We start from the raw sequence: 20,468 nt of genomic DNA, 5'->3' as shown, positions 1-20,468 counted from the left end.
GCCGGATCCGCTCGGTACCCTGTCGGGGAGCGCCACCCGGGCGCGGCCGGCCGTGTGCCGGGGGAGGCAGGTGCCCATGGGCCGCGTCGTGGTGCTCGGATCGCTCAACGTCGACCAGGTGGTGCGCGTCCCGCGGCACCCGCAGCCGGGGGAGACCCTGATGGGATCCGACCCCGAGCGCCTCTGGGGCGGCAAGGGCGCGAACCAGGCCGTCGCCGCGGCGGACGCGGGCGGCGAGGTCCAGATGGTGGGGGCCGTGGGCGACGACGCCGACGGATCCGCGTACCGCGCGCGCCTGGCCGACCGCGGCATCGACGTGGCCGGGCTCGCCGCGGTCGCGGGCGCCACGACGGGCCTCGCGATCATCGCGGTGGACGCCGACGGCGAGAACACGATCATCGTCGCGCCCGGCGCCAACGCGCGCGTGGAGGCCGCCCACCTGGATTCGCTCGACGCGCTCGCCGCGGGCGACGTCCTGCTGGCCTCGCTCGAGCTGCCCCTCGACACGATCGCCGACGGGGTCCGCCGCGCGCACGCCGCCGGCGCCCGCGTCGTCCTCAACCTCGCCCCCTTCGCGGAGCTGCCCGCCGACGTGCTGGCGCTCGCGGATCCCGTGGTCGTCAACGAGCACGAGGCGGGCCTCCTCCGCGAGTCGGGGACGCCCGCGCCCGCGTCCCTGCTCGTCACCCTGGGCGCCGAGGGCGCGATGTGGGGCGACGTCGAGGTCCCCGCCTCCAAGGTCTCCCGCGTCGTCGACACCACGGGCGCGGGCGACGCCTTCTGCGGCGCGCTGGCCTCCGCGCTCGCCGCGGGCGCCGACCGCGAGGGCGCCCTGGTCGTCGCGGCCGACGCGGCCGCGGTGGTCGTGCAGCGGCAGGGCGCGCAGCCCGCGGACGGCTGATCCGCGTGGGCGACGCGGCGTCGGATCCGGACGAGGCGACCGCTGCCGTCGTCGCCTTCGTCCGCGCGCTCGCCACGCCGCCGTGGCCGCGTGATGCGGCGGACGCCGAGCGCATGCTCGCCGCCCTCGGCGTGCATCCCACGGGCGTGGTCGACGCCTACGCTCCCGACTCCGACCTCCGCGCGCTGACAGGCGGCCCCGACGCCGTCGAGTACCTCTCGTACGCCACCCGCGCGGGCGAGGTGACGAGCGTCGGCTTCCACCTGGCGCGGCACGGCGGCCCGCGGGATCCGCTCGTCCGCCGCGACCACGACGCCCTCGTCGCGGCGCTCACCGCCGTGTTCGGCCCGTCCCACCCGGTCTTCGACGACCAGCCGAGTCCCGTGTCGTGGCACGTCGGCGACCTGGAGGTCGGCGTCCAGCTCTTCGACCGCGTCGACAGCAGCGTGATGGTCGGGATCGACCATCGTGCGCGCTCGGCGCGGGCGGAGGCGGCGGCCGGCGACAGCCCGTAGGACCTCGCTCCATCGGTCGTCCCCCGCCTCCGACCGTGCGCTGGTGACCCCGCCGGGACGCCCGGCGCTCGAGCGCCCGGTCGCCCGACACGGCCCGGCACGGCCCGACCCGGGAGCCGCGCACGGGGAGCGGATCGTCGCGTGCCGTCGACATCCACGCACCGCCCGCGGTTCTGCAACACGCACATCGCGCATCCCATGCGCAAACGGATAGTCAGCCCCCAAAGGGATAGGGCGCGCGTAGCGTCCGGAGGAGAGCGGGACGGACACCTCCGTCCCGGAGCACACGCCACGGAAGGCATCCCATGAGCACCTCGGACACCCCGCGCGACACCCCGCGCGACGACCGCGATACCGCCGCCGTCCCCGCGGGCGAGACCACGTCCCTCCGGCACGACGTCGTCGCGCGCGAGAAGGAGCGCTTCGGCGGCATCAAGTTCGGATCCGCGTTCTTCGGCTGGCTCGCCGCGACCGGCACGGCCGTCATCCTCACGGCGCTCGTCGCCGCGACGGGCGCGGCCGTCGGCCTCGGCGCGAACGGCGGCGACGCCGGCCAGGCCGCCGAGGACGCGCAGCGGAGCGCGGACACCATCGGCTGGGCCGGCGGCATCGCGCTCCTCGTCGTGATCCTCATCGCGTACTACTGCGGCGGCTACGTCGCGGGCCGCATGGCGCGCTTCGACGGCGCCAAGCAGGGCCTCGCCGTCTGGCTCTGGGCGATCCTCATCGCGATCGTCGTGGCCGTGCTCACCGCCGTCGCCGGCGCGCAGTTCGACGTGCTCAAGAACCTGAACGGCTTCCCGCGCATCCCGGTCTCCGAGGGCGACCTCACGATCGCGGGCATCGTCACCGCGATCGTCGTCGCCGTCGTCGCGCTCGTCGGCGCGATCCTCGGCGGCCTCGCCGGCATGCGCTTCCACCGACGCGTCGACCGCGCCGGCCTCGGCCGCTGAGCCGACCGCGGCACCCGCACCACCCGGCGCCCGGCGCGACCTGACAGGTCGCGCCGGGCGCTTCCGTGTGCCCGGCCGACGACGCGACCGGCCTGCCGCTTGCCCCCTGCACGGGGTCCATGAGATGCTCGTCGCGCTGCGCTTCTTATGCGCATAAGTAGATCACCGGCTCGCGACGCGGGCGCTTCGTTCAAGGAGGAACACGTGAAGACATCCATGCGTCTCGGCGCGGTCGCGACCGTGCTGGCGGCCACCGTCGCGCTGACGGGCTGCGGCCGGTCGGCCGACGAGGGATCCGGTGCCGCCGCCGCGACCACCCTCGGCTCCGAGCCCGCGACCGGCAAGGTCACGATGTGGGCGATGGGCGCCGAGGGCGAGGCCCTGCCCGCCTTCGTGAAGACGTTCGAGGACGCCAACCCGGGCGTCGAGGTCGACGTCACGGCGATCCCGTGGGACGCCGCGCACAACAAGATCCAGACGGCCATCGCGGGCGGCACCACCCCCGACATCGCGATGATGGGCACCACGTGGATGGCGGACTTCGCCGACGCCCTCACCACCGTGCCGACCGACGTCGACACGAGCGGGTCCTTCCCCGGCCCCCTCTCGTCCACCACCGTGAAGGACCGCGCCGCGGGCATCCCCTGGTACGTCGACACCCGCGTCCTCTACTACCGCACCGACCTCGCGGCGAAGGCCGGCTGGACGAAGGCGCCCACGACCTGGGACGAGCTCAAGCAGATGGCGTCCGACATGAAGACGAAGGCGGGCGCCGAGCACGGCATCCGCCTCCCCGCCGGCAACGACGCCTTCCAGGGCACGCTCTGGATGCCGTGGTCGAACGGCGCCGAGATCGCCGACGGCGCGAAGTGGACGCTCGACACCCCCGAGATGCGGGAGGCGTACGAGTACTACGGCAGCTTCTTCGCCGACGGGATCGCGGATCCCGACGTCGACGTCTCGTCGGGTGCGCAGGAGTCCTCGTTCGTCGACGGATCCACGCCCATGCTCATCGAGGGCCCCTTCGAGATCGGCCAGCTGAAGGCCGTCGGCGGCGAGGGCTTCGCGTCGAAGTTCACGACCGCGGTGCTCCCGTCGAAGGAGACCTCGGCGTCGTTCAGCGGCGGCGCCAACCTGGTCGTCTTCGACCAGGCGAAGAACAAGGACGCCGCGTGGAAGCTCGCCCGCTGGCTCGGCCAGCCGGACACCCAGGCCGCCTGGTACGCGGCCACGGGCGACCTCCCCGCGTCGCAGTCCGCCTGGCAGGACCCCGCCCTGCAGGGCGACCCGACCCTCGCCGCGTTCGGCGAGCAGCTGAAGACGGCGAAGTCGGTGCCCGTGAGCACCAACTGGGTGAAGGTCGGATCCGCCGCGGACTCCGCGCTCGAGCAGATCCGCCGCGGCACCGCCTCCGTGCCCGACGCGCTCGCGAAGCTGCAGTCGGACGCGGACTCCATCGGGTCGGCGGAGTAGCCGTTGGCCATCACCGCAGCCCGTGCGGCCGGGACCCGTCCCGGCCGCACCCGGTCCCCGCTCGTCGCCCGGCAGCGCCGTCGCCAGGCGCTCATCGCCTGGGGCTTCTGCCTCCCGTTCGTCGCCGTGTTCGCGGTCTTCATGCTCGTGCCGCTCGTGAGCTCGTTCGCGATGTCGTTCACGGACTTCCGCGCCACCGACATCCGCTCGCCGTTCGCGGTGGACTTCATCGGCCTCGACCAGTACGCGAAGCTCTTCACCGACGCCACGTTCCTCCGCTCCATCGGCGTGACCGCGTTCTTCGTGGTCGTCGGGATCCCCGTCACGATGGTGACCGCCCTCGCGCTGGCCCTCGCGCTCAACTCGGGCCGCGGCCGCATCGTCTCCTTCTTCCGGGTCGGGTTCTACGCGCCCGTCGTGACGAGCATCGTCGCGGTGTCGGTCGTGTGGCGCTACATCCTGCTGCCGGACGGGCTGCTCAACTCGGCGCTCGCGGTCATCGGGATCACGGGCCCCAACTGGCTGAGCGACACCACGTGGGCGCTGCCCTCGCTCGTCGTGATGGCGGTGTGGCGCAACGTCGGCACCCTGATGATCATCTTCCTGGCCGGCCTCCAGGCCGTGCCCGAGGAGGTGCAGGAGGCGGCCGTGATGGACGGCGCGAGCCCCTGGCGCCGGCTGATCTCGGTCACGCTGCCGCTGCTGCGCCCGACGCTGCTGCTCGGATCCGTGCTCATCTCGGTCGGCTTCCTGCAGTTCTTCGAGGAGGCGTTCGTGATGACCCGCGGCGGCCCCCTCGACTCCACGCTGTCCGTCGCGTACTACACGTACCGGCAGTTCGGCTTCGGCGAGTACGGCCTCGCCTCCGCGGCGAGCTACGTCCTCTTCCTCGCCATCGCCCTGCTCAGCCTGCTGCAGTTCCGGCTGCTGCGGTCGAAGGACTGAAAGGCACCGCCATGACCACCACCGCTCCCGCCCCCGCCGCGTCGGCGCCCGTCGCCGACGCCCGCACCGGCACCCCGCCCCGCCGCCGGCGCCGCACCGACCGCGGCCGTCGCACCCGCGCGATCGTCTACGTCGTCCTCGCCGCCGTCCTCTGCGTCTGGCTCGTGCCGTTCATCTGGATGGCGCTCGGCTCCGTGAAGACGCAGGGCGAGATCCTGCAGCGCCCGCCGACGTGGTGGCCCCAGGATCCCGTCGCGGACAACTTCGCGCAGTGGTTCGGGCCGCTCGACTTCGGCACGTTCTTCTCCAACAGCCTCGTGGTCGCGCTCGTCACCGTGCTCGGCAACCTCGTGTTCTGCTCGATGGTCGGCTACGCGCTCGCGAAGATGGAGTTCCCCGGCAAGCGCCTCCTGTTCCTCACCGTGATGGTGACGCTCATGGTGCCGGGCGTCGTCACGTTCGTCCCGCTGTTCGTCATGGTCTCGGGGCTCGGCCTCGTGAACACCTACGCGGCGCTCATCCTCCCGTTCATCACGGCGCCCATCGGCGTGTTCCTGATGCGGCAGTTCATGCTGGGGATCCCCGAGGCGCTCATCGAGGCCGCGCGCCTCGACGGCGCGGGGGAGTTCCGCATCTTCTCCCGCATCGTCATGCCGCTGTGCGGGCCGCCGCTCGCGACGTTGGGCATCCTCACGTTCCTCGCGTCCTGGAACAACTTCCTCTGGCCGCTCGTCGCCGCGCAGACCGAGGGCATGTACACGCTCCCGATCGCCCTGTCGCTGTACTCGACCGGGCAGAACGCGACCGACTACGGCCTGCTGCTCGCGGGATCCGTGCTCGTGATCGCGCCGATCCTCGCCCTGTTCGTGTTCCTGCAGCGCTACTTCATCCAGGGCGTCGCGACCGCCGGCCTCAAGTGACCCCCTCCCGCCTCCGACCCTTGGAGACCCCCATGCCCCGCGCCCCGCGCACGCTCCTCACCGCCCCCGACGGCACCCGGTTCCGCGACCTCGACGGGGACGGGGTGATGGCGCCCTACGAGGATCCGCGCCGGAGCCCCGAGGAGCGCACGGCCGACCTGGTGGGGCGCCTCAGCCTCGCCGAAAAGGCCGGCCTCATGTTCCAGACCGTGATCGAGGTGGGCGCCGACGGCGAGCTGAAGGAGGAGCCCGGCGCGATCTCGAAGTCGGGCACCACCGAGGTCGTCGTCGGCAAGGCGATGAACCACTTCAACGTGCACGAGATCCGCACGGCCCGGCAGGCCGCGCGCTGGAGCAACCGGCTGCAGGAGCTCGCCGAGTCGACGCCGCACGGGATCCCCGTGACCGTGAGCACGGATCCGCGGCACGCGTTCGTGGAGAACGCGGGCGTCGCCTTCTCCGCCGGCCCCTTCTCGCAGTGGCCGGAGGCGCTCGGCCTCGCGGCGCTCGACGACGTGGACGCCATCCGTGCGTTCGCCGACACGGCCCGGCAGGAATACGTGGCCGTCGGGATCCGCGCGGCGCTGCACCCGCAGATCGACCTCGCCACCGAGCCGCGCTGGGGCCGGCAGGCGCAGACGCTCGGCCACGACGCCGACCGCGTCGCCGAGTTCACGGCCGCGTACCTCGAGGGCTTCCAGGGCGACGAGCTCGGATCCACGAGCGTCGCCTGCACCACCAAGCACTTCCCGGGCGGCGGCCCGCAGAAGGACGGCGAGGACGCGCACTTCCCGTACGGCCGCGAGCAGGTCTACCCGGGCGGCATGTTCGAGTACCACCTGCGGCCGTTCCGCGAGGCGATCGCGCGCGGGACCGCCGCGATGATGCCGTACTACGGGATGCCCGAGGGGCTCGTGCGCGACGGCCAGGAGATCGAGCCGGTCGGCTTCGGCTTCAACCGCCAGGTGATCACGGGGCTCCTCCGCGAGGAGCTCGGCTACGACGGCGTCGTGGTCACCGACTGGGAGCTCGTGAACGACAACCACGTCGGCGACCAGGTGCTGCCGGCGCGCGCGTGGGGCGTCGAGGAGCTGACGCCGCACGAGCGGATGCAGCGGATCATCGAGGCCGGCTGCGACCAGTTCGGCGGCGAGGAGTGCGTCGACGTGCTGCTCGACCTCGTGGCCGACGGCCGCGTCACGGAGGCCCGCGTCGACGAGTCGGTGCGCCGCCTGCTGCTCGTGAAGTTCCGGCTGGGGCTCTTCGACGACCCGTACGTCGACGAGGACGAGGCCGAGCGCATCGTCGGCCGCGCCGACTTCCGCGAGCTCGGCACCCGCGCGCAGGCCGCGTCCGTCACCGTGCTCGAGAACCGCGAGCGCGACGGCCGGCCCACGCTGCCGCTGCCCGCCGACGGGCCGCGCCTGCGCGTGCACGTCGAGGGCATGCGTCAGGAAGCGCTCGAGGGCTGGGCGGATCCGGCCTCGGGGCCCGCCGACGCCGACCTCGCCATCGTGCGGCTCGGCGCGCCCTTCGAGCCGCGGTCGGACCTCTTCCTCGAGGCCTGGTTCCACCAGGGCTCGCTCGAGTTCCCGCCCGGGCTCGTGCACCGGCTGCGCCGCCTCGCCGACCGCTGCCCGCTCGTCGTCGTGGTGAACCTCGACCGGCCGGCGATCATGACGCCGCTCCTGCCCTTCGTCTCCGCGCTCGCCGTGGACTACGGCAGCTCCGACGCCGCCGTCCTCGCGGCGCTCACGGGGCGCATCGCTCCCGAGGGGCGGCTGCCCGTGGAGATCCCGCGCTCGATGGACGCCGTGCGGGCCTCGCGGACGGACGTGCCGTCGGACACGGAGGACCCGGTGTACCCGCTGCACCACGGCCTCCGGATCCTCTGAGCACGCGCGTGACCGCCCCGCGCCGACCGCGGGCCCGGTCGGCGGCGTCCGCCTCGCCTACGCTTCCAGGAGAGAGGACGGTCGCATGAGCCCCCGACGCCCCACGGTCTACGACGTCGCCGAACGCGCGAAGGTCTCGATCGCGACCGTGTCGTTCGCGTTCAGTCGGCCCGACCAGATCAGCCAGGCGACGCGGGAGCGGGTGCTCGAGACGGCGCGCGAGATCGGCTACATGCCGAGCGCGTCCGCCCGCGGCCTCGCCCGGGGCCGCACGGGCGCGCTCGGGCTGCACTCGTTCGACCTCCTCATCGACCGGCCGCTGCAGCGCGAGCCCGCCGCGGCCGCCGCGGCGGACGACGACGCCGTCGCGCGGGTGCCGTACGCGCCCGGCCGCACCTTCCTCCCGTGGGACGACGCCGGCGAGATCGCGGCCGACCCGCGCGCGTTCCCGCTCTACGTCGACGAGGTGCGCCGCGGCTTCGAGCTCGAGTGCCGCGCCCACGACCGGCCGGTGATGCTCAGCCGCGGCAGCGACACCACCACCGCCGTGGCCGAGTCGGCCGGCCGCGTCGACGGCCTCGCCATCTTCCCGGGGCCGTCGGCCGCGGCGTCGCTCCAGCGCGTCTCGCTCAAGATGCCGATCGTGCTCTTCAGCTACCCGCCGGCGGACGACGGGCACCACCGGGTCACGTCCGACAACGCCGGGGGAGCGCGCGAGCTCGTGCGCCACCTGGTGGTCGAGCACGGGATCACCGACCTGGGCTTCGTGGGCGCCACGACCGTCGGCGACTACCGGGAGCGGTTCGAGGGGTACCTCCAGGCGCTGGCGGAGCTCGGCGTCACGGCGTCGGACGAGGTGCTCGACGACACGGTGCTCGGCGAGGGATCCGGCTTCGGCGGCGTCATGGCCGCGCTCCGGGCGGGCCGTCTCCCGCGCGCCCTCGTCTGCGCGAGCGACCAGCTGGCGCTCGCGCTCGTCGACATGCTGCGCGCGGAGGGCGTGGACGTGCCGGGCGAGGTCGTCGTCACGGGCTTCGACGGGATCCTCGCCGGGCTCCTCTCGACCCCGCGGCTCACGACGGTGCGGCAGCCGATGGAGGCGATGGGGCGCGCGGCGGCCCGGATCCTCATCGACACGACGAGCGGCCCGCAGCCGCCCGAGCCCGTCACGCTGCGGCTCGGCACGAAGCTCGTGGTGCGCGAGAGCTGCGGCTGTCGGGGCTGACCGCCGTCCGCGGCGGGCTAGCGGCGGAGGCCCCGGCGGCGGGCGAGCTCCACACCGAGCCCGATCAGCACGAGCACGGCGCCGGCCGCGACGAACCACCAGGCCACGCGGATCCCGTCGGGCTCCTCGCCCGCGATCCCGCCCAGCACGGCGCCGAGCGCCACCGCGACGGTGAGCGCGCCGAGGCCCGCGAGGGCAGCCGCGAGGATCCGCACGTCGACCGCCCTCACACCGGCTGCAGCGCGCGCTGCTCGCCCTCGGGCAGCACCACGCGCACGGCGTCGTCGGAGCGGACCTCGCCGCCGGTGATCACGACCGCCATGACGCCCGACTTCCGCACCACGTTCCCGTCGGCGTCGCGGTCGAGGACCGCCTTCATGGCGCCCTGGCCGAGCCCGTCGATCTGGATGCAGGGGTTCCGCAGCCCGGTCAGCTCCACCACGGCCTCGTCGCCGAGGTGGAGTCGGGTGCCGGTCGGCAGGTCGAGGAGCGGGACGCCCGCGGTCGTCACGTTCTCGCCGAGGTCGCCGGGCCCCACGGCGTAGCCCTTGCCCGCGAGCTCCTCGTGCAGCTCGGCGTGGACGAGGTGCACCTGGCGGAGGTTCGGCGCGTCCGGGTCGCGGCGCTTCCGCGAGAGGTGCTGCACGGTGGTGCCGAGGTGCGCGTCGCCCTCCACGCCGAGGCCGGCGAGGAGCGTGATCGACGGGCGGACGGGCTTGGAGAAGCGGTGGGCGTCGTCGCGCGCGACAGCGAGGACCCGGGGCGGGGATGAGGGCTGCATGCCTGCGACGATAGCGATGCCCCGCCCGCCGCACGAGCCCCCGCGGCGGACGGGGGCGCGACCTCCCGACCGCGCGCGTGCGCCGCTAGGTTCGGGGCATCGACGGCGATGGGGGATGCGATGCGCGCGACGGCCATGAGCGGATCACGCAGGACGACGCTGGTGGCGGGTCTCGCCTCCGCGGGCGCGCTGCTGCTGCAGCCGGGGCTGCTGGGCGGCTTCCGGATCCAGCCGACGCCCGACATGGCGTCGACGATCGTGCTGCAGGGGCCCGTCGTCGACATCCTCGGCGTCGTGCTCACGGTGGTCGCCGCCGTGGTGCTCGCCCGCGGCGTGCGCGGGGAGCCGGGGCTCATGCGGGCATCGCGGGCGGCCGGGATCGCGGTGCTGGTGGCCGCGGGCGCGGAGGCGGCCTTCACGATCGCGCGCATCCTCGTCGGCCTGACGCTCCCGGACCAGCCCGGATCGGCGGGGCTGATGGAGCCGCCGGCGGCCGTCGTGCTGTCACAGGGCCTGTACGCGGTGCACATCGTCGCGCTCGCGGTGCTCGGTGCGGTCGTCGTCCGCGGGCGGCTGCTCGAACCGCTGGCCCGGTTCTCGCTCCTCGTGATCGGCACGGCCACCGCGGCGTCCTGGATCCTCGGCCAGACGCTCGGCCTGCTGCTCGTGGGAGCGTCGTCGCCGCTCGTCCCGCTGCTCTTCGCCCTGCCTCCCGTGATCCTCGTCGCGTCCGTCGCTCTCGTGGCCGGCCTGCTGGTGCACGGGCGTTCGGCCGCGATGCGCGCGCGGGCCGAGGCGATCCACCGGGCCTGGTGAGGGCGTCGTCCGGATCCCGGACATGACGAGGGCCGGGTCGACGCATCGACCCGGCCCTCGATCCGGTCAGCGCGCGGCGGCTGCCGTGCCGACCTCGCCGTGCTCGCGCAGCACGAGGAGCGCGACGAACGAGATCGCGGACGCGATGCTGAGGTAGACGCCGACGAGCATGACGCCGCCGCCCCCGACGTCCCAGAGCCAGGTGGCGATGAACGGCGCCACGGCGCCGCCGATGATGCCCGCGAGGCTGAACGCGAGGGACGCTCCCGTGTAGCGGACGTCGGTGGCGAACATGGCCGGCAGCAGGGATCCGACGGCGCCGTAGGCGAGGCCGATGAGCACGAAGCCGAGGACCACGAACATGAGCGTGCCCGGCAGGCCCGCGGCGAGCAGCGGATCCATCAGCAGGCCGAACACGACCATGCCGAGCGCGCTCCGGACGACGACCGGGCGCGCGCCCATGCGCCCGGCGAGCACGCCCGAGACCACGATGGCGGCGGCGAAGAACACGACGCCCACGAGCAGCATGAGCAGGAAGTCGGTGCGCGCGTAGCCGAGGCCCGCGTGGAACGTGGACGCGTCGAACGGCTTGCCCGCGGCGGTGGCGGCGGCCTCGGCGGCCTCGGCCGTGCGGGGCGACGTGGCGTAGGTGACCGCGAAGGTGGTCATCAGGTAGAAGAGCGTGAACGTGGCGAGCAGGGCGAACGCCCCGAGGAGCAGGCCGCGCCAGCCCGTGCGGATCGTGCGCCCGAGCGGTAGCCGGGAGGTCTCGCCGCGGTCGAGCACGCGCTGGAACTCCGGCGCCTCGACGAGCTTGACGCGCACGTACAGGCCGACGAGCACGAGGACCGCGCTCGCGAGGAACGGCACGCGCCAGCCCCAGGCCTGGAGGTCGGCCGGGGCGAGCGTCAGCGACAGGACGAGGAACAGGCCGTTCGCGAGGATGAAGCCGATGGGCGCGCCCAGCTGCGGGAACGTGCCGTAGATGGCGCGCTTGCCGGCCGGCGCGTTCTCGGTGGCGAGGAGCGCGGCGCCGCCCCACTCGCCGCCGAGGCCGAGGCCCTGGACGAAGCGGAGCACCGCGAGGGCGGCGGGGGCCGCGATCTCCCAGCCCGGCGTGAGGCCGCTCGGCAGGCAGCCGATGAGCACGGTGGCCAGCCCCATGGTGAGCAGCGACGCGACGAGCGTGCGCGTGCGGCCGAAGCGGTCGCCGAAGTGGCCGAACAGCACCGAGCCGATGGGGCGCGCGAAGAACGCGACGCCGAACACGGCGAGCGACTGCAGCTGCGCGACCGTGGGGTCGGCGTTCGCGAAGAACAGCGCCGGGAACACGAGCACGGCGGCGGTCGCGTAGACGTAGAAGTCGAAGAACTCGATGGAGGTGCCGACGAGGCTCGCGACCAGCACGCGCGAACGCGGGTTGGCGGGGGCGGCGAGGGGCGGGGCGGTGGCGGGGACAGCGGACATGGCGGTGGCTTCCGTCGGTAGGGGCGGGGAGACGCCACGGATCGTGGCGCGCCGACGGTACCGGCGCTCCCCGCCCCTCCGGGCGGACGGTTCACATGACGCAGGTCAACTGACGTTCCCGGCGTAGTCGGCGTCGCGCGTCTCGCGGCTGATGACGAGCGCGACCAGGGTGATCGCCGCCATCGCGCTGAGGTACACGCCGACGAGCAGCACGTTCCCGTCGAGCAGCTGCCAGAGCGCCACGGCGATGAAGGGCGCGACCGCGGCGCCGAGGATGCTCGCGACGTTGTAGCTGATGGCGGATCCCGTGTAGCGCACGTTCGTCGGGAACAGCTCCGGCAGCACCGCGCCCATGGGGCCGAAGGTCAGGCCCATGAGCGTGAAGCCGATGATGAGCAGCGCCATCGTGCCGACGAAGCCGCCCGCGAACAGGGGCACGAAGAGCAGGCCGAAGACGAGGATCCCGACGGTGGTCGCGATGAGCATCTTGCGGCGGCCGTGCTTCTCGGCGAGGGGTCCCGAGACCATCGTGAAGATCCCGAAGAACACGACGCCCACGATGAGCATGAGCAGGAAGTCGTTGCGCGCGTAGCCGAGGCCCGCGGCGAACGTGTCGGGGTTGAACGGCTTGCCGGCCGCGGTCGCCGCGGCCTCGGCGGTGGCGGCGTCGCGCGCCGTGGTGCCGTAGGTGAGCGTGAACGTCGTCATCAGGTAGAAGAGCGTGTAGGTCGCCAGCATGATGAACGTGCCGAGGATCAGCGGGCGCCAGCTCGAGACGAACACGCGCGCGACGGGCAGCTTCGCGACCTCGCCGGAGTCGACGACCTTCTGGAACGCGGGCGTCTCGATGAGCTTGAGCCGCACGTAGAGGCCCACGATCACGAGCATGGCGCTCGCGAGGAACGGCACGCGCCAGCCCCACGACTGGAACTGCTCCGGCGTGAGGCCGAGGCTGAGCGAGAGGAAGACGCCGTTGGCGACGATGAAGCCGATGGGCGCGCCGAGCTGCGGGAACGTCCCGTAGATGGCGCGCTTGCCGACGGGCGCGTTCTCGGTCGCGAGCAGGGCCGCGCCGCTCCACTCGCCGCCGAGGCCGAGGCCCTGGCCGAAGCGCATGATCACGAGGAGCGCGGGGGCCGCGACCTCCCAGCCGGGCGTGAGCGCGGTGGGCAGGCAGCCGATCAGCACGGTCGCGATGCCCATGGTGAGCAGCGACGCGACGAGCGTGCCCTTCCGGCCGATCCGGTCGCCGAAGTGGCCGAAGAGGATGGATCCGATGGGCCGGGCGATGAACGCGACGCCGAACACGGCGAAGGACGCGAGCTGCGCGACGGTCGGGTCGTCGTTGGCGAAGAAGAGCGCGGGGAAGACGAGCACCGCCGCGGTCGCGTAGACGTAGAAGTCGTAGAACTCGATCGACGTGCCGATGAGGCTCGCGATGATGACGCGCGAGCGCGAGTTGCCGGCGGGCGGCGTGGGGGCGGACGTGGCGGCGGGGCGGGCCGCGGGGGTCGTGGACATGGGTGGGGACGGCTTTCGGCTGATGCGGCGTGAGCGGCAGGGGCGCGCGGAGGAGGCGGGCGCGCCGGTCGGGCGCGGGCGCCGGGTGCGGCGGAGTCGAGGGGGCCACTCGTGATGGCCGTGCCGAGTTTACGCTCCTGAGGAGACGCTGTGCGCGGACCGTAGGCTGGACCGGCGTCGTCCGCCCGGTCCGTGCCGCGGATCCGCGCGCCGCCGCACACGACGCAGGAGGATCCCCATGGAGCACGAGACCGGCCGCGCGATCCTGCCCGGGCTCGCCAAGCTGTTCGGCGCAGGCGCCCTCATCGCCTTCGGCACCGGCTACTGGTACGTGGCGATCCCGTGCGTCGTGGTGGTCGTGCTCTGCGTGATGCAGCTGCGTCGGTGGACGCACCACGAGCTCGAGGAGCGCGCCCGTCTCGCCGAGTCGCCGACCGAGGAGGAGCAGGCGGACGCCCCCGCGTGGGACGAGGACGGCGGCATCGCCGTGGACCGGCCGGACGACCGGCCCTAGCTGCACGACCCGCCCGGCGGGAGGCGTCCGTCCGCGTGCCGGCGACGTCCCGCGGATGCTCGCGGCGAGCCGGGGAGGCGTCGCGGCGGCTAGGCCCGCGTCAGGGCGGTCGGCGGCTCGACGCTCGGGCGCGGCTCGGCCGCGGATCCGCGCCGACGCCGCACGAGCCCCGTCAGGTCGTGCGCCGAGAGCGACACCGCGAGCACCGAGGCCAGCACCAGGGCGAGCGCGGGCGCGCCGACCGCCCACGGGGCGCGCTCGGCGTAGGCGCTGCCCTCGCTGAGGATCAGGCCCCACTCGGGCGTCGGCCGGTCGGCGCCGAGGCCGAGGAAGCCGAGCGCGGCGAGCGTGAGGGCGATGCCGGGCAGGCGCAGCATCGCGTTCCGCGCGACCGGGCCGGCCACGGCGGGCAGGAGGTGTCCGAGGAGGATCCGCGCGGGTCCCACGCCGAGCACCGGCAGGATCCGCACGTGCGGCTGCGCGCGCGCCTCCGTCATGAGCGCCCCGGCGTGCGCGGCCAGCGGGGCCCAGCTCACGGCCGCGACGGCGACGGCGGCGCCCCAGGTGGACGGCCCCTGGATGGCCGTCACGACGATGCCGGCGAGGATCGGCGGGGCGGCGTTCGCGACCTCGATCGGGCCCACCGACGCGTGCGGCAGCAGCCCGAGCAGGAGGCCGACGGCGCAGCACGCCAGCACCACGAGGAGCGCGGTGCCGAGCGTCGTGATCGCGCCGTGGCCGACGCGGCCGAGGAGGTCGCGGCCGCTCGCGTCGGCGCCGAACGGCAGCGCCCACGAGGGCGGCGCGAGGCGGCCGGATACGGTGGCGTACGGATCCCGCGCGAGGCCCGCGACGACGACGAGCGCGAGGAGGCCCGCGGCGACGGCCGGCACGACGGCGTCGCGCCGCCGGGCCGGGACGCGGGCGTCGGGCACGGGCAGGGATCCGAGCCGGAGCGCCGGGCCGAGGAGCGCGCGCCGGACGATGCCCGCGATGACGCCCGCCGCGACGGCGACCACGAGGAGCGCGAGCACGCCGGCCTGGAGCGCCGGCACGTCCTGGCTGCTCGCGGCGCCGAGGGTCGCGCGGCCGATGCCCGGGATCGCGAACACCTGCTCGACCGCGACGGCGCCGCCCGTGAGGCCGACGAGCACCAGCCCGACCTGGCCGAGCACCGACGGGAGCGCGCGGCGGAGCACCGCGAGGGTCGTGCGCGCGGGGGAGATGCCGGCCATCGCCCACGTGGCCACCCAGCGCTCGGCGGACGCGGCCTGGATCGCGTCGGCGAGGAGCCGGCCGACGAGCCCGCCGCCGGGGATCCCGAGGGCGAGCGCCGGGAGCACCGCGTTCGCCGGTCCGTCCCAGCCGGAGGGCGGCGCGGCCCGCAGCCACACGGCCACGACGATGAGCAGAGCGGTCGCGAGGAGGAACTCGGGCAGCGCGGTGAGGGCGGCGGCGACGGCTCCGGATCCGCGGTCCCGGCGACCCCGCGTCGCGGCGAGCAGCGCGGGCGCGCACACGAGCGCGGCGATCACGAGCACCACGACGATCGCGAATGCCATGAGGGTGAGGGAGACGCCGAGGGCGTCGAGGGTGCCGGGCTGGACCGGGCGGCCGGAGATCCACGACATGCCGAGGTCGCCGCGGACGACGCCCGCGAGCCAGTCGAGCGACACCCGGAGCGGTCCGCGGTCGAGTCCGAGCTCGGTGCGGATCGACGCGAGCGCCTCCGGGGTCGCCTCGAGGTCGGCGTAGCGCGCGCGGAGGACCGTGTACTCGGGCGAGCGGCCGGAGAGCCACGGCAGCGCCCCGACGAGCGCCACGACGCCGCCGACGGCGACGACCCGGGACGCCCCGACGACGATCCGCTCGCGCCCGGCGCCCATCAGCCGTCGACGCGGGTGTCGGCCGTGATGAGCGCGCGCTCGCGGGGATCGCGGACGGCGCCCGTCACCCCGGCGCCCTCGCCCTGGATCACGCGCTCGTGCAGCAGCGGCACGGCGGCGTCGTCCGCGAGCACGAGCGCCTCGACGCGCATGACGGCGGCCCGTCGCTCGGCGCCCGCGGGCAGCGCGGACGCCGTGGCGAGCGCCTCGTCGACCGCGGGGTCGCACTCCTGGGAGATGTTGAAGGACCCCGCGCAGGCGAAGTCGCTGTAGAGGTACGCCGCGGGGTCGCCGGAGTCGAGCACGGTGGCGCGCGACAGGATGAACGCGTCGAACTCGCCGGCCAGCGCGTCGGCCTCGATGTACTGGTACTCGCGCACGTCCTGCGTCACCTGGAACCCGGCCGCCTCGAGCTGCTGCTCGAGCTGCACGGCCACCTCCGGCAGCTCGGCCCGGTCGGTGAACGTGCCGAGGGTGATGGGCACGCCGTCCACCTTCGCGGGCGCGGCGCGGCCCGACAGGGCGTCGCGGTAGGAGGCGCCGTCGCGGAGGTCGGCGGCCCAGGGGAGCGCGGGGCCGAGGAGCCCGGCGGCCTCGTCCGCCCGGCCCTCGTAGACGCTCGAGACGAGGGCGGCGCGGTCGACCGCGGCCTGGGCGGCGGCGCGCACGGCCGGATCCTGGAACGGTCCCGTCCTCGTGTTCAGGTACAGGGTGTTCGTGCGCGGCATCGGCACCTCGTGGATGAGCGCGGGATCCACCTGCGCGGCCTGGCCGACGGGGATCGCCTCGACCACGTCGGCGGTGCCCGTGCGGAGGGCGGCGGCGCGCGCGGTGCCGTCGGGCACGAAGCGCACGTCGATGCCGGGTGCCGCGGCGCGTCCGCCCCAGTACTCGTCGAACCGGTCGAGCGTCGCCGAGGACGTGCCGTCGACCGCGGTGAGGCGGAAGGGACCCGTGCCGGTGCCGACGGGGGAGACCGTGCCGTCGGACGCGTAGGCGGAGGCCGCGAGGATCGCCAGCTGCGGGCTCGAGAGGCGCTGCGGCAGGAGCGGGTCGGCGGACGCGGTGCGGACGACGAGCCGGTCGCCCTCGGCGGTCGCGGTGAGGTCGACGCCGTCGAGGATCCGCGGCTTCGGGCTGGCCGTCGCGGCGGCGGTGAGGGAGGCGGCGGCCTGCGTGGCCGTGAGGGTCGTGCCGTCGTGGAACGGCACGTCGGGGCGGATGTCGAAGGACCAGGTGAGGTCGTCGGTGCGCGTCCACGCCGTGGCGAGCTGCGGCTGGGCCTCGCCGAGGTCGTCGAGGGTCACGAGCGTCTCCGCCGTGCTCCAGCGCGAGAGCTTGAACGCGTCGTCGCTGAGCGGCGTGAGGCCCGAGCGCGGCGGCTGCAGCATCGCGAGGCGGATGCGGCCGTCGCCGCCCCCGGATCCGTCGGCGGAGGAGCCGGGGCCCGCCGCGAAGCAGCCGCTGAGGGCGAGCGTCGACGCGGCGGCGAGGGCGACCAGGGCGACGGAGCGGCCGCGGCGGGCGGAGCGGGGGGAGCGGGGGCGTCTAGCGGGCATGGGGTCCTTCGGCGGGGATGCGCGGTGCATCGGCGGGGTGGCGGGGGGCGGTCGGGGGGAGGGAGCGATCGGAGGAGGAGGAGGAGGAGGAGGAGGGCGCGGAGTCGGAGGCGGCCGACGAGCCTGTCCGCGCGGCGGCCGGTGCGCCCGGGGGCAGGAGCCGTGGCAGGCCGACCGCGGCGGCGACGGGCAGCGCCGCGAGGATCCCCCAGGCGAGCGCGGGCGCGGCGTCGAGCAGGGATCCGACCATGCCGCCGGCCACGAGCACGGCCACGCCGCCGCAGCTGGCGAGCAGCCCGTAGAAGGACGCGGTGGGCCGGCCGGCCGCGAACGACGGGACGAGCTCCATCGTCACGGGGCCAGCGGTCATGTGCCCGAGGGTGAGGCACACGACGAGCGCGGCCGCGGGCAGCAGCTCGGCTCCGGCGGGCGGCGGCACGAGCGATCCGAGGGCGAGCGCCGCGAACCCGGTCGCGGTGGTGCCGAAGCCGAGCGTGAAGGCCCGGCCGGGACCGAGCCGCTTCGCGAGGAGCGCGACGGGCCACTGCAGGGTGATGGTGAGGAGCGAGACGGCGAGGAACGCGGATCCGACCGCCGCGGTCCCGGCGCCGGCCCGCGCGAGCTCGAGCGGCAGCCCGAGGTAGAGCTGGTTGTAGGCGACGAGGTCGACCGCGAAGAGCGCGGAGAAGGCGAGGAAGCGCCGGTCGCGCACGGCGGCCCAGCGGTCGGGGCGCGGTGCGGATCCGGGATCCCGGGCCTCTGTGCGCCCCGCGTCCGCCGGGATCACGCACCAGAGCGCCACGCCCACCGCCGCGAAGAGGCCCGCGCCCACGAGCACCGTGGTCGAGAAGCCGAACCCGAGCAGCGCGGCGCCCGCGAGCGGGCCCACGGCCGCGCCGATCTCGCCCACCAGCACGAGCGCCGCGAACAGCGAGGGCCGCCCGGCCCGGCGGCTGTGCCGTGCGCGCACGTCGGCTGCGGCGACGAGGCTCTGCAGCGCCGGGCTGAAGAGCGCGCCGCCGAACCCGGTGAGGATCGCGCCGACGAGGAAGCCCGGCAGGTCCGCCGCGAGCGCGAGCCCCAGGTAGCCGGAGACGCGCACGACGCAGCCCGCGGCGATGAGCGTGCGCGGGCCGAAGCGGTCGGCGAGCATCCCGCCGAGGAGGAAGAGGCCCTGCTGGCTGAAGGTGCGGGCGCCGAGGACGAGGCCGATCGCGAGGGCGCCGAGCCCCAGGTCGTCGCGCATCACGACGGCGAGGAAGGGGACGACCGCGTAGAAGCCGAGGTTGAAGACGAGCTGGCTGGAGAGCAGCACGGCGGCGTGGGGTGCGCCGGCGCGGTGGGGCGCGGTCATGCGGTGAGCGCTCCCGGCAGCCGCGGGACGGCGTCGGCGAGCTCGCGCGTGGCCGGATGCGCGGGGGCGGCGAGCAGGCGCGCGGTCGGCCCCTCCTCCACGATGCGCCCGCCCGCGAGCACGACGCCGCGCCCGCACAGCCGGGCGACGGCGTCGAGGTCGTGCGAGACGAGCACCAGCCCGATGCCGCGCTCCCGCACCAGGCCGTCGAGCAGCTCGATGATCCGGTCGCGCAGCGGCAGGTCGACGCCGCTCACGGGCTCGTCGGCGAGCAGGATCCCGGGGGACGTCGCGATGGCCCGCGCGAGCGCGACGCGCTGGGCCTGCCCGCCGGAGAGCTCGGCGGGACGGCGCCCGGCGAGGGACGCGGCGAGGCCCACGTCGTCGAGGGCGCGGGCGACGATCGCGCCGTGGTCGCCCGGCACGTCGAGGCGGCGGAGCGGCTCGCGGATCAGCTGCCGCACGGTCATCCGCGGCTCGAGGCTCGCGCCCGGATCCTGCGGCACCATCTGCACGCGCCGCCGGTACCAGCGCAAGGCGGACGCGCGGCCCGGCTCCACCGTGCGGTCGCCGAGGGCGACGCGGCCGGCTGCCGGCGCCTCGAGGGCGAGGAGCACGCGCAGCAGCGTCGACTTGCCGGATCCGGACCGGCCCACGACGCCGACCGTCTCACCCGGCGCGACGCGGAACGACACGTCGTCGAGCGCGGGGGAGCGGCCGACGAGCGCGGCGCCGCCGGATGCCCGGGCGGTCCGGGCGGCCCGACGCGCGGCGGGGTCGCGCCGCGGCGGGTAGCGCAGCGTGATGCCAGTGGCGGTCAGCGCGTCGGTCATCGCGCCGCCGTCGCGCCGAGCGGGGCGGAGACCGCCGAGCGCTCCGCGGTCTCCCGGGCGTCGCCGCGCGGATCCGCACCCGTCGGCTCGCGCCGTGACGCCGCCGCCACGAGCGCGCGGCTGTACCCGTGCCGCGGGCGCCGCACGAGATCGCGCATCGACGCGGACTCGACCACGCGGCCGGCCTCGAGCACGACCACCCGGTCGCACAGCGCGGCGGCCACGGCGAGGTCGTGCGTGATGAAGAGGAGCGCCTGGCCGGTCGCGTCGAGGCGGCGGCGGATCACGTCGACCACCCGGGCCTGCGTCACCACGTCGAGCGCGGTGGTCGGCTCGTCGGCGACGAGGAGGTCGGCGCGGCAGAGGAGCGCGAGCGCGAGGCAGACGCGCTGGCGCTGGCCGCCGGAGAGCTCGGCAGCGAAGGCGGGGAGGACGCCCGCCGCATCCTCGAGCCCCACCTCGTCGAGGAGCGCGACGACCTCGCGGCGGGCGTCGACGCGGGTCAGGAGGCCGGCGTCCGCCGCGGATCCGCGCGCCCGCGCTGCCTGCAGCGCCCCGACGAGCTGCGCGCCGACCGTGACGAGCGGGTTCAGCGCGGCGAGCGGGTCCTGCTGCACGGCCGCGACGCGGCCGAGGCGCTGGCGCGGCGAGGCGGGCCGCATCGCGCGACCGCCGAGCTCCACGACGCCGTCGACGGCGGATCCCGGCGGCAGCGTCCCCAGCACGGCCTGCGCCGTGAGCGACTTGCCGGAGCCGGACGCGCCGATGAGCGCCACCCGCTCGCCCGCGCCGACCACGAGGTCCACGCCGTGCACGAGCGGCGTCCCGCCGATGCGCACCGAGAGCGCGCGGACGTCGAGGGCGGGTCGCACCGGGCCTCCGTCCACGCGCCGTCGGACGTTCCGAGAGC

At 75.1% G+C, this 20,468-nt stretch carries 19 protein-coding genes; 10 read left to right on the top strand and 9 right to left on the bottom strand.

What is annotated here, in order from left to right; genetic code table 11:
* The first annotated feature begins 76 nt into the window (after window positions 1-76).
* The 8 genes from ACMT9T_RS05500 (at window position 77) to ACMT9T_RS05465 (ending at window position 8,827) form a co-directional block, all read left to right on the top strand.
* Entirely contained in the window at window positions 77-901 is an 825-nt protein-coding gene (locus tag ACMT9T_RS05500) for a ribokinase (RefSeq protein WP_414744599.1), read from the top strand.
* 5 nt (window positions 902-906) lie between these two features.
* Entirely contained in the window at window positions 907-1,416 is a 510-nt protein-coding gene (locus tag ACMT9T_RS05495; protein WP_414744598.1) for a DUF6301 family protein, read from the top strand.
* A gap of 305 nt (window positions 1,417-1,721) precedes the next feature.
* On the top strand, window positions 1,722-2,369 hold the full coding sequence (locus ACMT9T_RS05490; protein ID WP_414744597.1) for a hypothetical protein: 648 nt from the start codon (window positions 1,722-1,724) through the stop codon (window positions 2,367-2,369).
* Window positions 2,370-2,573: 204 nt separating this feature from the next.
* Window positions 2,574-3,842: an extracellular solute-binding protein gene (locus tag ACMT9T_RS05485; protein ID WP_414744596.1), complete on the top strand. Its 1,269-nt coding sequence runs from the start codon at window positions 2,574-2,576 to the stop codon at window positions 3,840-3,842.
* A gap of 3 nt (window positions 3,843-3,845) precedes the next feature.
* Window positions 3,846-4,787, top strand: coding sequence for a carbohydrate ABC transporter permease (locus tag ACMT9T_RS05480; protein WP_414744595.1), 942 nt, complete (start codon window positions 3,846-3,848; stop codon window positions 4,785-4,787).
* Between the two features lie 11 nt (window positions 4,788-4,798).
* Entirely contained in the window at window positions 4,799-5,707 is a 909-nt protein-coding gene (locus ACMT9T_RS05475) for a carbohydrate ABC transporter permease (protein ID WP_414744594.1), read from the top strand.
* A 32-nt stretch (window positions 5,708-5,739) separates the two neighbouring features.
* Complete coding sequence (locus tag ACMT9T_RS05470) at window positions 5,740-7,602, top strand: glycoside hydrolase family 3 protein (RefSeq protein WP_414744593.1); 1,863 nt, start codon at window positions 5,740-5,742, stop codon at window positions 7,600-7,602.
* A gap of 85 nt (window positions 7,603-7,687) precedes the next feature.
* Window positions 7,688-8,827 carry a LacI family DNA-binding transcriptional regulator gene (locus ACMT9T_RS05465; RefSeq protein WP_414744592.1) on the top strand — a complete coding sequence of 380 codons (1,140 nt, stop codon included), beginning with the start codon at window positions 7,688-7,690 and terminating at the stop codon, window positions 8,825-8,827.
* Window positions 8,828-8,844: 17 nt separating this feature from the next.
* Here the strand turns inward: ACMT9T_RS05465 and ACMT9T_RS05460 are convergent, their stop codons facing one another.
* Window positions 8,845-9,042, bottom strand: a complete 198-nt coding sequence (locus tag ACMT9T_RS05460; RefSeq protein WP_414744591.1) for a hypothetical protein — start codon at window positions 9,040-9,042, stop codon at window positions 8,845-8,847.
* 11 nt (window positions 9,043-9,053) lie between these two features.
* A complete protein-coding gene (locus ACMT9T_RS05455; RefSeq protein WP_414744590.1) occupies window positions 9,054-9,608 on the bottom strand; it encodes an MOSC domain-containing protein in 555 nt (184 codons plus the stop codon).
* A gap of 162 nt (window positions 9,609-9,770) precedes the next feature.
* On the opposite strand from ACMT9T_RS05455, the gene ACMT9T_RS05450 reads away from it, so the two are divergent.
* Window positions 9,771-10,424 (top strand): hypothetical protein, encoded by a 654-nt coding sequence (locus tag ACMT9T_RS05450; protein ID WP_414744589.1) that lies wholly within the window; start codon window positions 9,771-9,773, stop codon window positions 10,422-10,424.
* Window positions 10,425-10,490: 66 nt separating this feature from the next.
* Here the strand turns inward: ACMT9T_RS05450 and ACMT9T_RS05445 are convergent, their stop codons facing one another.
* Together ACMT9T_RS05445 and ACMT9T_RS05440 are read right to left on the bottom strand one after the other, a co-directional pair.
* Window positions 10,491-11,891 (bottom strand): MFS transporter, encoded by a 1,401-nt coding sequence (locus ACMT9T_RS05445; RefSeq protein WP_414744588.1) that lies wholly within the window; start codon window positions 11,889-11,891, stop codon window positions 10,491-10,493.
* A gap of 105 nt (window positions 11,892-11,996) precedes the next feature.
* Window positions 11,997-13,412 (bottom strand): MFS transporter, encoded by a 1,416-nt coding sequence (locus tag ACMT9T_RS05440; RefSeq protein WP_414744587.1) that lies wholly within the window; start codon window positions 13,410-13,412, stop codon window positions 11,997-11,999.
* A gap of 238 nt (window positions 13,413-13,650) precedes the next feature.
* Between ACMT9T_RS05440 and ACMT9T_RS05435 the strand changes: the two genes are divergently transcribed.
* On the top strand, window positions 13,651-13,926 hold the full coding sequence (locus ACMT9T_RS05435; RefSeq protein WP_414744586.1) for a hypothetical protein: 276 nt from the start codon (window positions 13,651-13,653) through the stop codon (window positions 13,924-13,926).
* A gap of 89 nt (window positions 13,927-14,015) precedes the next feature.
* Here ACMT9T_RS05435 and ACMT9T_RS05430 read toward each other — a convergent pair whose 3' ends face one another.
* Genes ACMT9T_RS05430 through ACMT9T_RS05410 form a run of 5 tightly spaced genes read right to left on the bottom strand, consistent with a single transcriptional unit; the run spans window position 14,016 to window position 20,430 of the window.
* Window positions 14,016-15,812 (bottom strand): ABC transporter permease subunit, encoded by a 1,797-nt coding sequence (locus tag ACMT9T_RS05430; RefSeq protein WP_414744585.1) that lies wholly within the window; start codon window positions 15,810-15,812, stop codon window positions 14,016-14,018.
* Window positions 15,812-17,371, bottom strand: coding sequence for an ABC transporter substrate-binding protein (locus ACMT9T_RS05425; protein WP_414744584.1), 1,560 nt, complete (start codon window positions 17,369-17,371; stop codon window positions 15,812-15,814). Before ACMT9T_RS05425 ends, ACMT9T_RS05430 begins: the two co-directional genes overlap by 1 nt.
* Window positions 17,361-18,725, bottom strand: coding sequence for an MFS transporter (locus ACMT9T_RS05420; RefSeq protein ID WP_414744583.1), 1,365 nt, complete (start codon window positions 18,723-18,725; stop codon window positions 17,361-17,363). Before ACMT9T_RS05420 ends, ACMT9T_RS05425 begins: the two co-directional genes overlap by 11 nt.
* On the bottom strand, window positions 18,722-19,558 hold the full coding sequence (locus ACMT9T_RS05415) for an ABC transporter ATP-binding protein (protein WP_414744582.1): 837 nt from the start codon (window positions 19,556-19,558) through the stop codon (window positions 18,722-18,724). Before ACMT9T_RS05415 ends, ACMT9T_RS05420 begins: the two co-directional genes overlap by 4 nt.
* Window positions 19,555-20,430 (bottom strand): ATP-binding cassette domain-containing protein, encoded by an 876-nt coding sequence (locus tag ACMT9T_RS05410; protein ID WP_414744581.1) that lies wholly within the window; start codon window positions 20,428-20,430, stop codon window positions 19,555-19,557. The genes ACMT9T_RS05415 and ACMT9T_RS05410 overlap by 4 nt, the downstream gene beginning before the upstream one ends.
* Window positions 20,431-20,468: the final 38 nt, after the last annotated feature.

Source organism: Clavibacter vidaverae, assembly GCF_047529985.1.
GTDB classification, from domain to species: Bacteria; Actinomycetota; Actinomycetes; order Actinomycetales; family Microbacteriaceae; genus Clavibacter; species Clavibacter nebraskensis_A.
This window is presented reverse-complemented; position numbering and strand designations above follow the sequence as displayed.

What these genes read in the sequence shown, in the direction of transcription:
- ACMT9T_RS05500 (WP_414744599.1), top strand. Translation starts at nt 77, where the DNA reads ATGGGCCGCGTCGTGGTGCTCGGATCGCTCAACGTCGACCAGGTGGTG.
- ACMT9T_RS05490 (WP_414744597.1), top strand. Translation starts at nt 1,722, where the DNA reads ATGAGCACCTCGGACACCCCGCGCGACACCCCGCGCGACGACCGCGAT.
- ACMT9T_RS05475 (WP_414744594.1), top strand. Translation starts at nt 4,799, where the DNA reads ATGACCACCACCGCTCCCGCCCCCGCCGCGTCGGCGCCCGTCGCCGAC.
- ACMT9T_RS05470 (WP_414744593.1), top strand. Translation starts at nt 5,740, where the DNA reads ATGCCCCGCGCCCCGCGCACGCTCCTCACCGCCCCCGACGGCACCCGG.
- ACMT9T_RS05465 (WP_414744592.1), top strand. Translation starts at nt 7,688, where the DNA reads ATGAGCCCCCGACGCCCCACGGTCTACGACGTCGCCGAACGCGCGAAG.
- ACMT9T_RS05455 (WP_414744590.1), bottom strand. Translation starts at nt 9,608, where the DNA reads ATGCAGCCCTCATCCCCGCCCCGGGTCCTCGCTGTCGCGCGCGACGAC.
- ACMT9T_RS05445 (WP_414744588.1), bottom strand. Translation starts at nt 11,891, where the DNA reads ATGTCCGCTGTCCCCGCCACCGCCCCGCCCCTCGCCGCCCCCGCCAAC.
- ACMT9T_RS05440 (WP_414744587.1), bottom strand. Translation starts at nt 13,412, where the DNA reads ATGTCCACGACCCCCGCGGCCCGCCCCGCCGCCACGTCCGCCCCCACG.
- ACMT9T_RS05435 (WP_414744586.1), top strand. Translation starts at nt 13,651, where the DNA reads ATGGAGCACGAGACCGGCCGCGCGATCCTGCCCGGGCTCGCCAAGCTG.
- ACMT9T_RS05430 (WP_414744585.1), bottom strand. Translation starts at nt 15,812, where the DNA reads ATGGGCGCCGGGCGCGAGCGGATCGTCGTCGGGGCGTCCCGGGTCGTC.
- ACMT9T_RS05425 (WP_414744584.1), bottom strand. Translation starts at nt 17,371, where the DNA reads ATGCCCGCTAGACGCCCCCGCTCCCCCCGCTCCGCCCGCCGCGGCCGC.
- ACMT9T_RS05420 (WP_414744583.1), bottom strand. Translation starts at nt 18,725, where the DNA reads ATGACCGCGCCCCACCGCGCCGGCGCACCCCACGCCGCCGTGCTGCTC.
- ACMT9T_RS05415 (WP_414744582.1), bottom strand. Translation starts at nt 19,558, where the DNA reads ATGACCGACGCGCTGACCGCCACTGGCATCACGCTGCGCTACCCGCCG.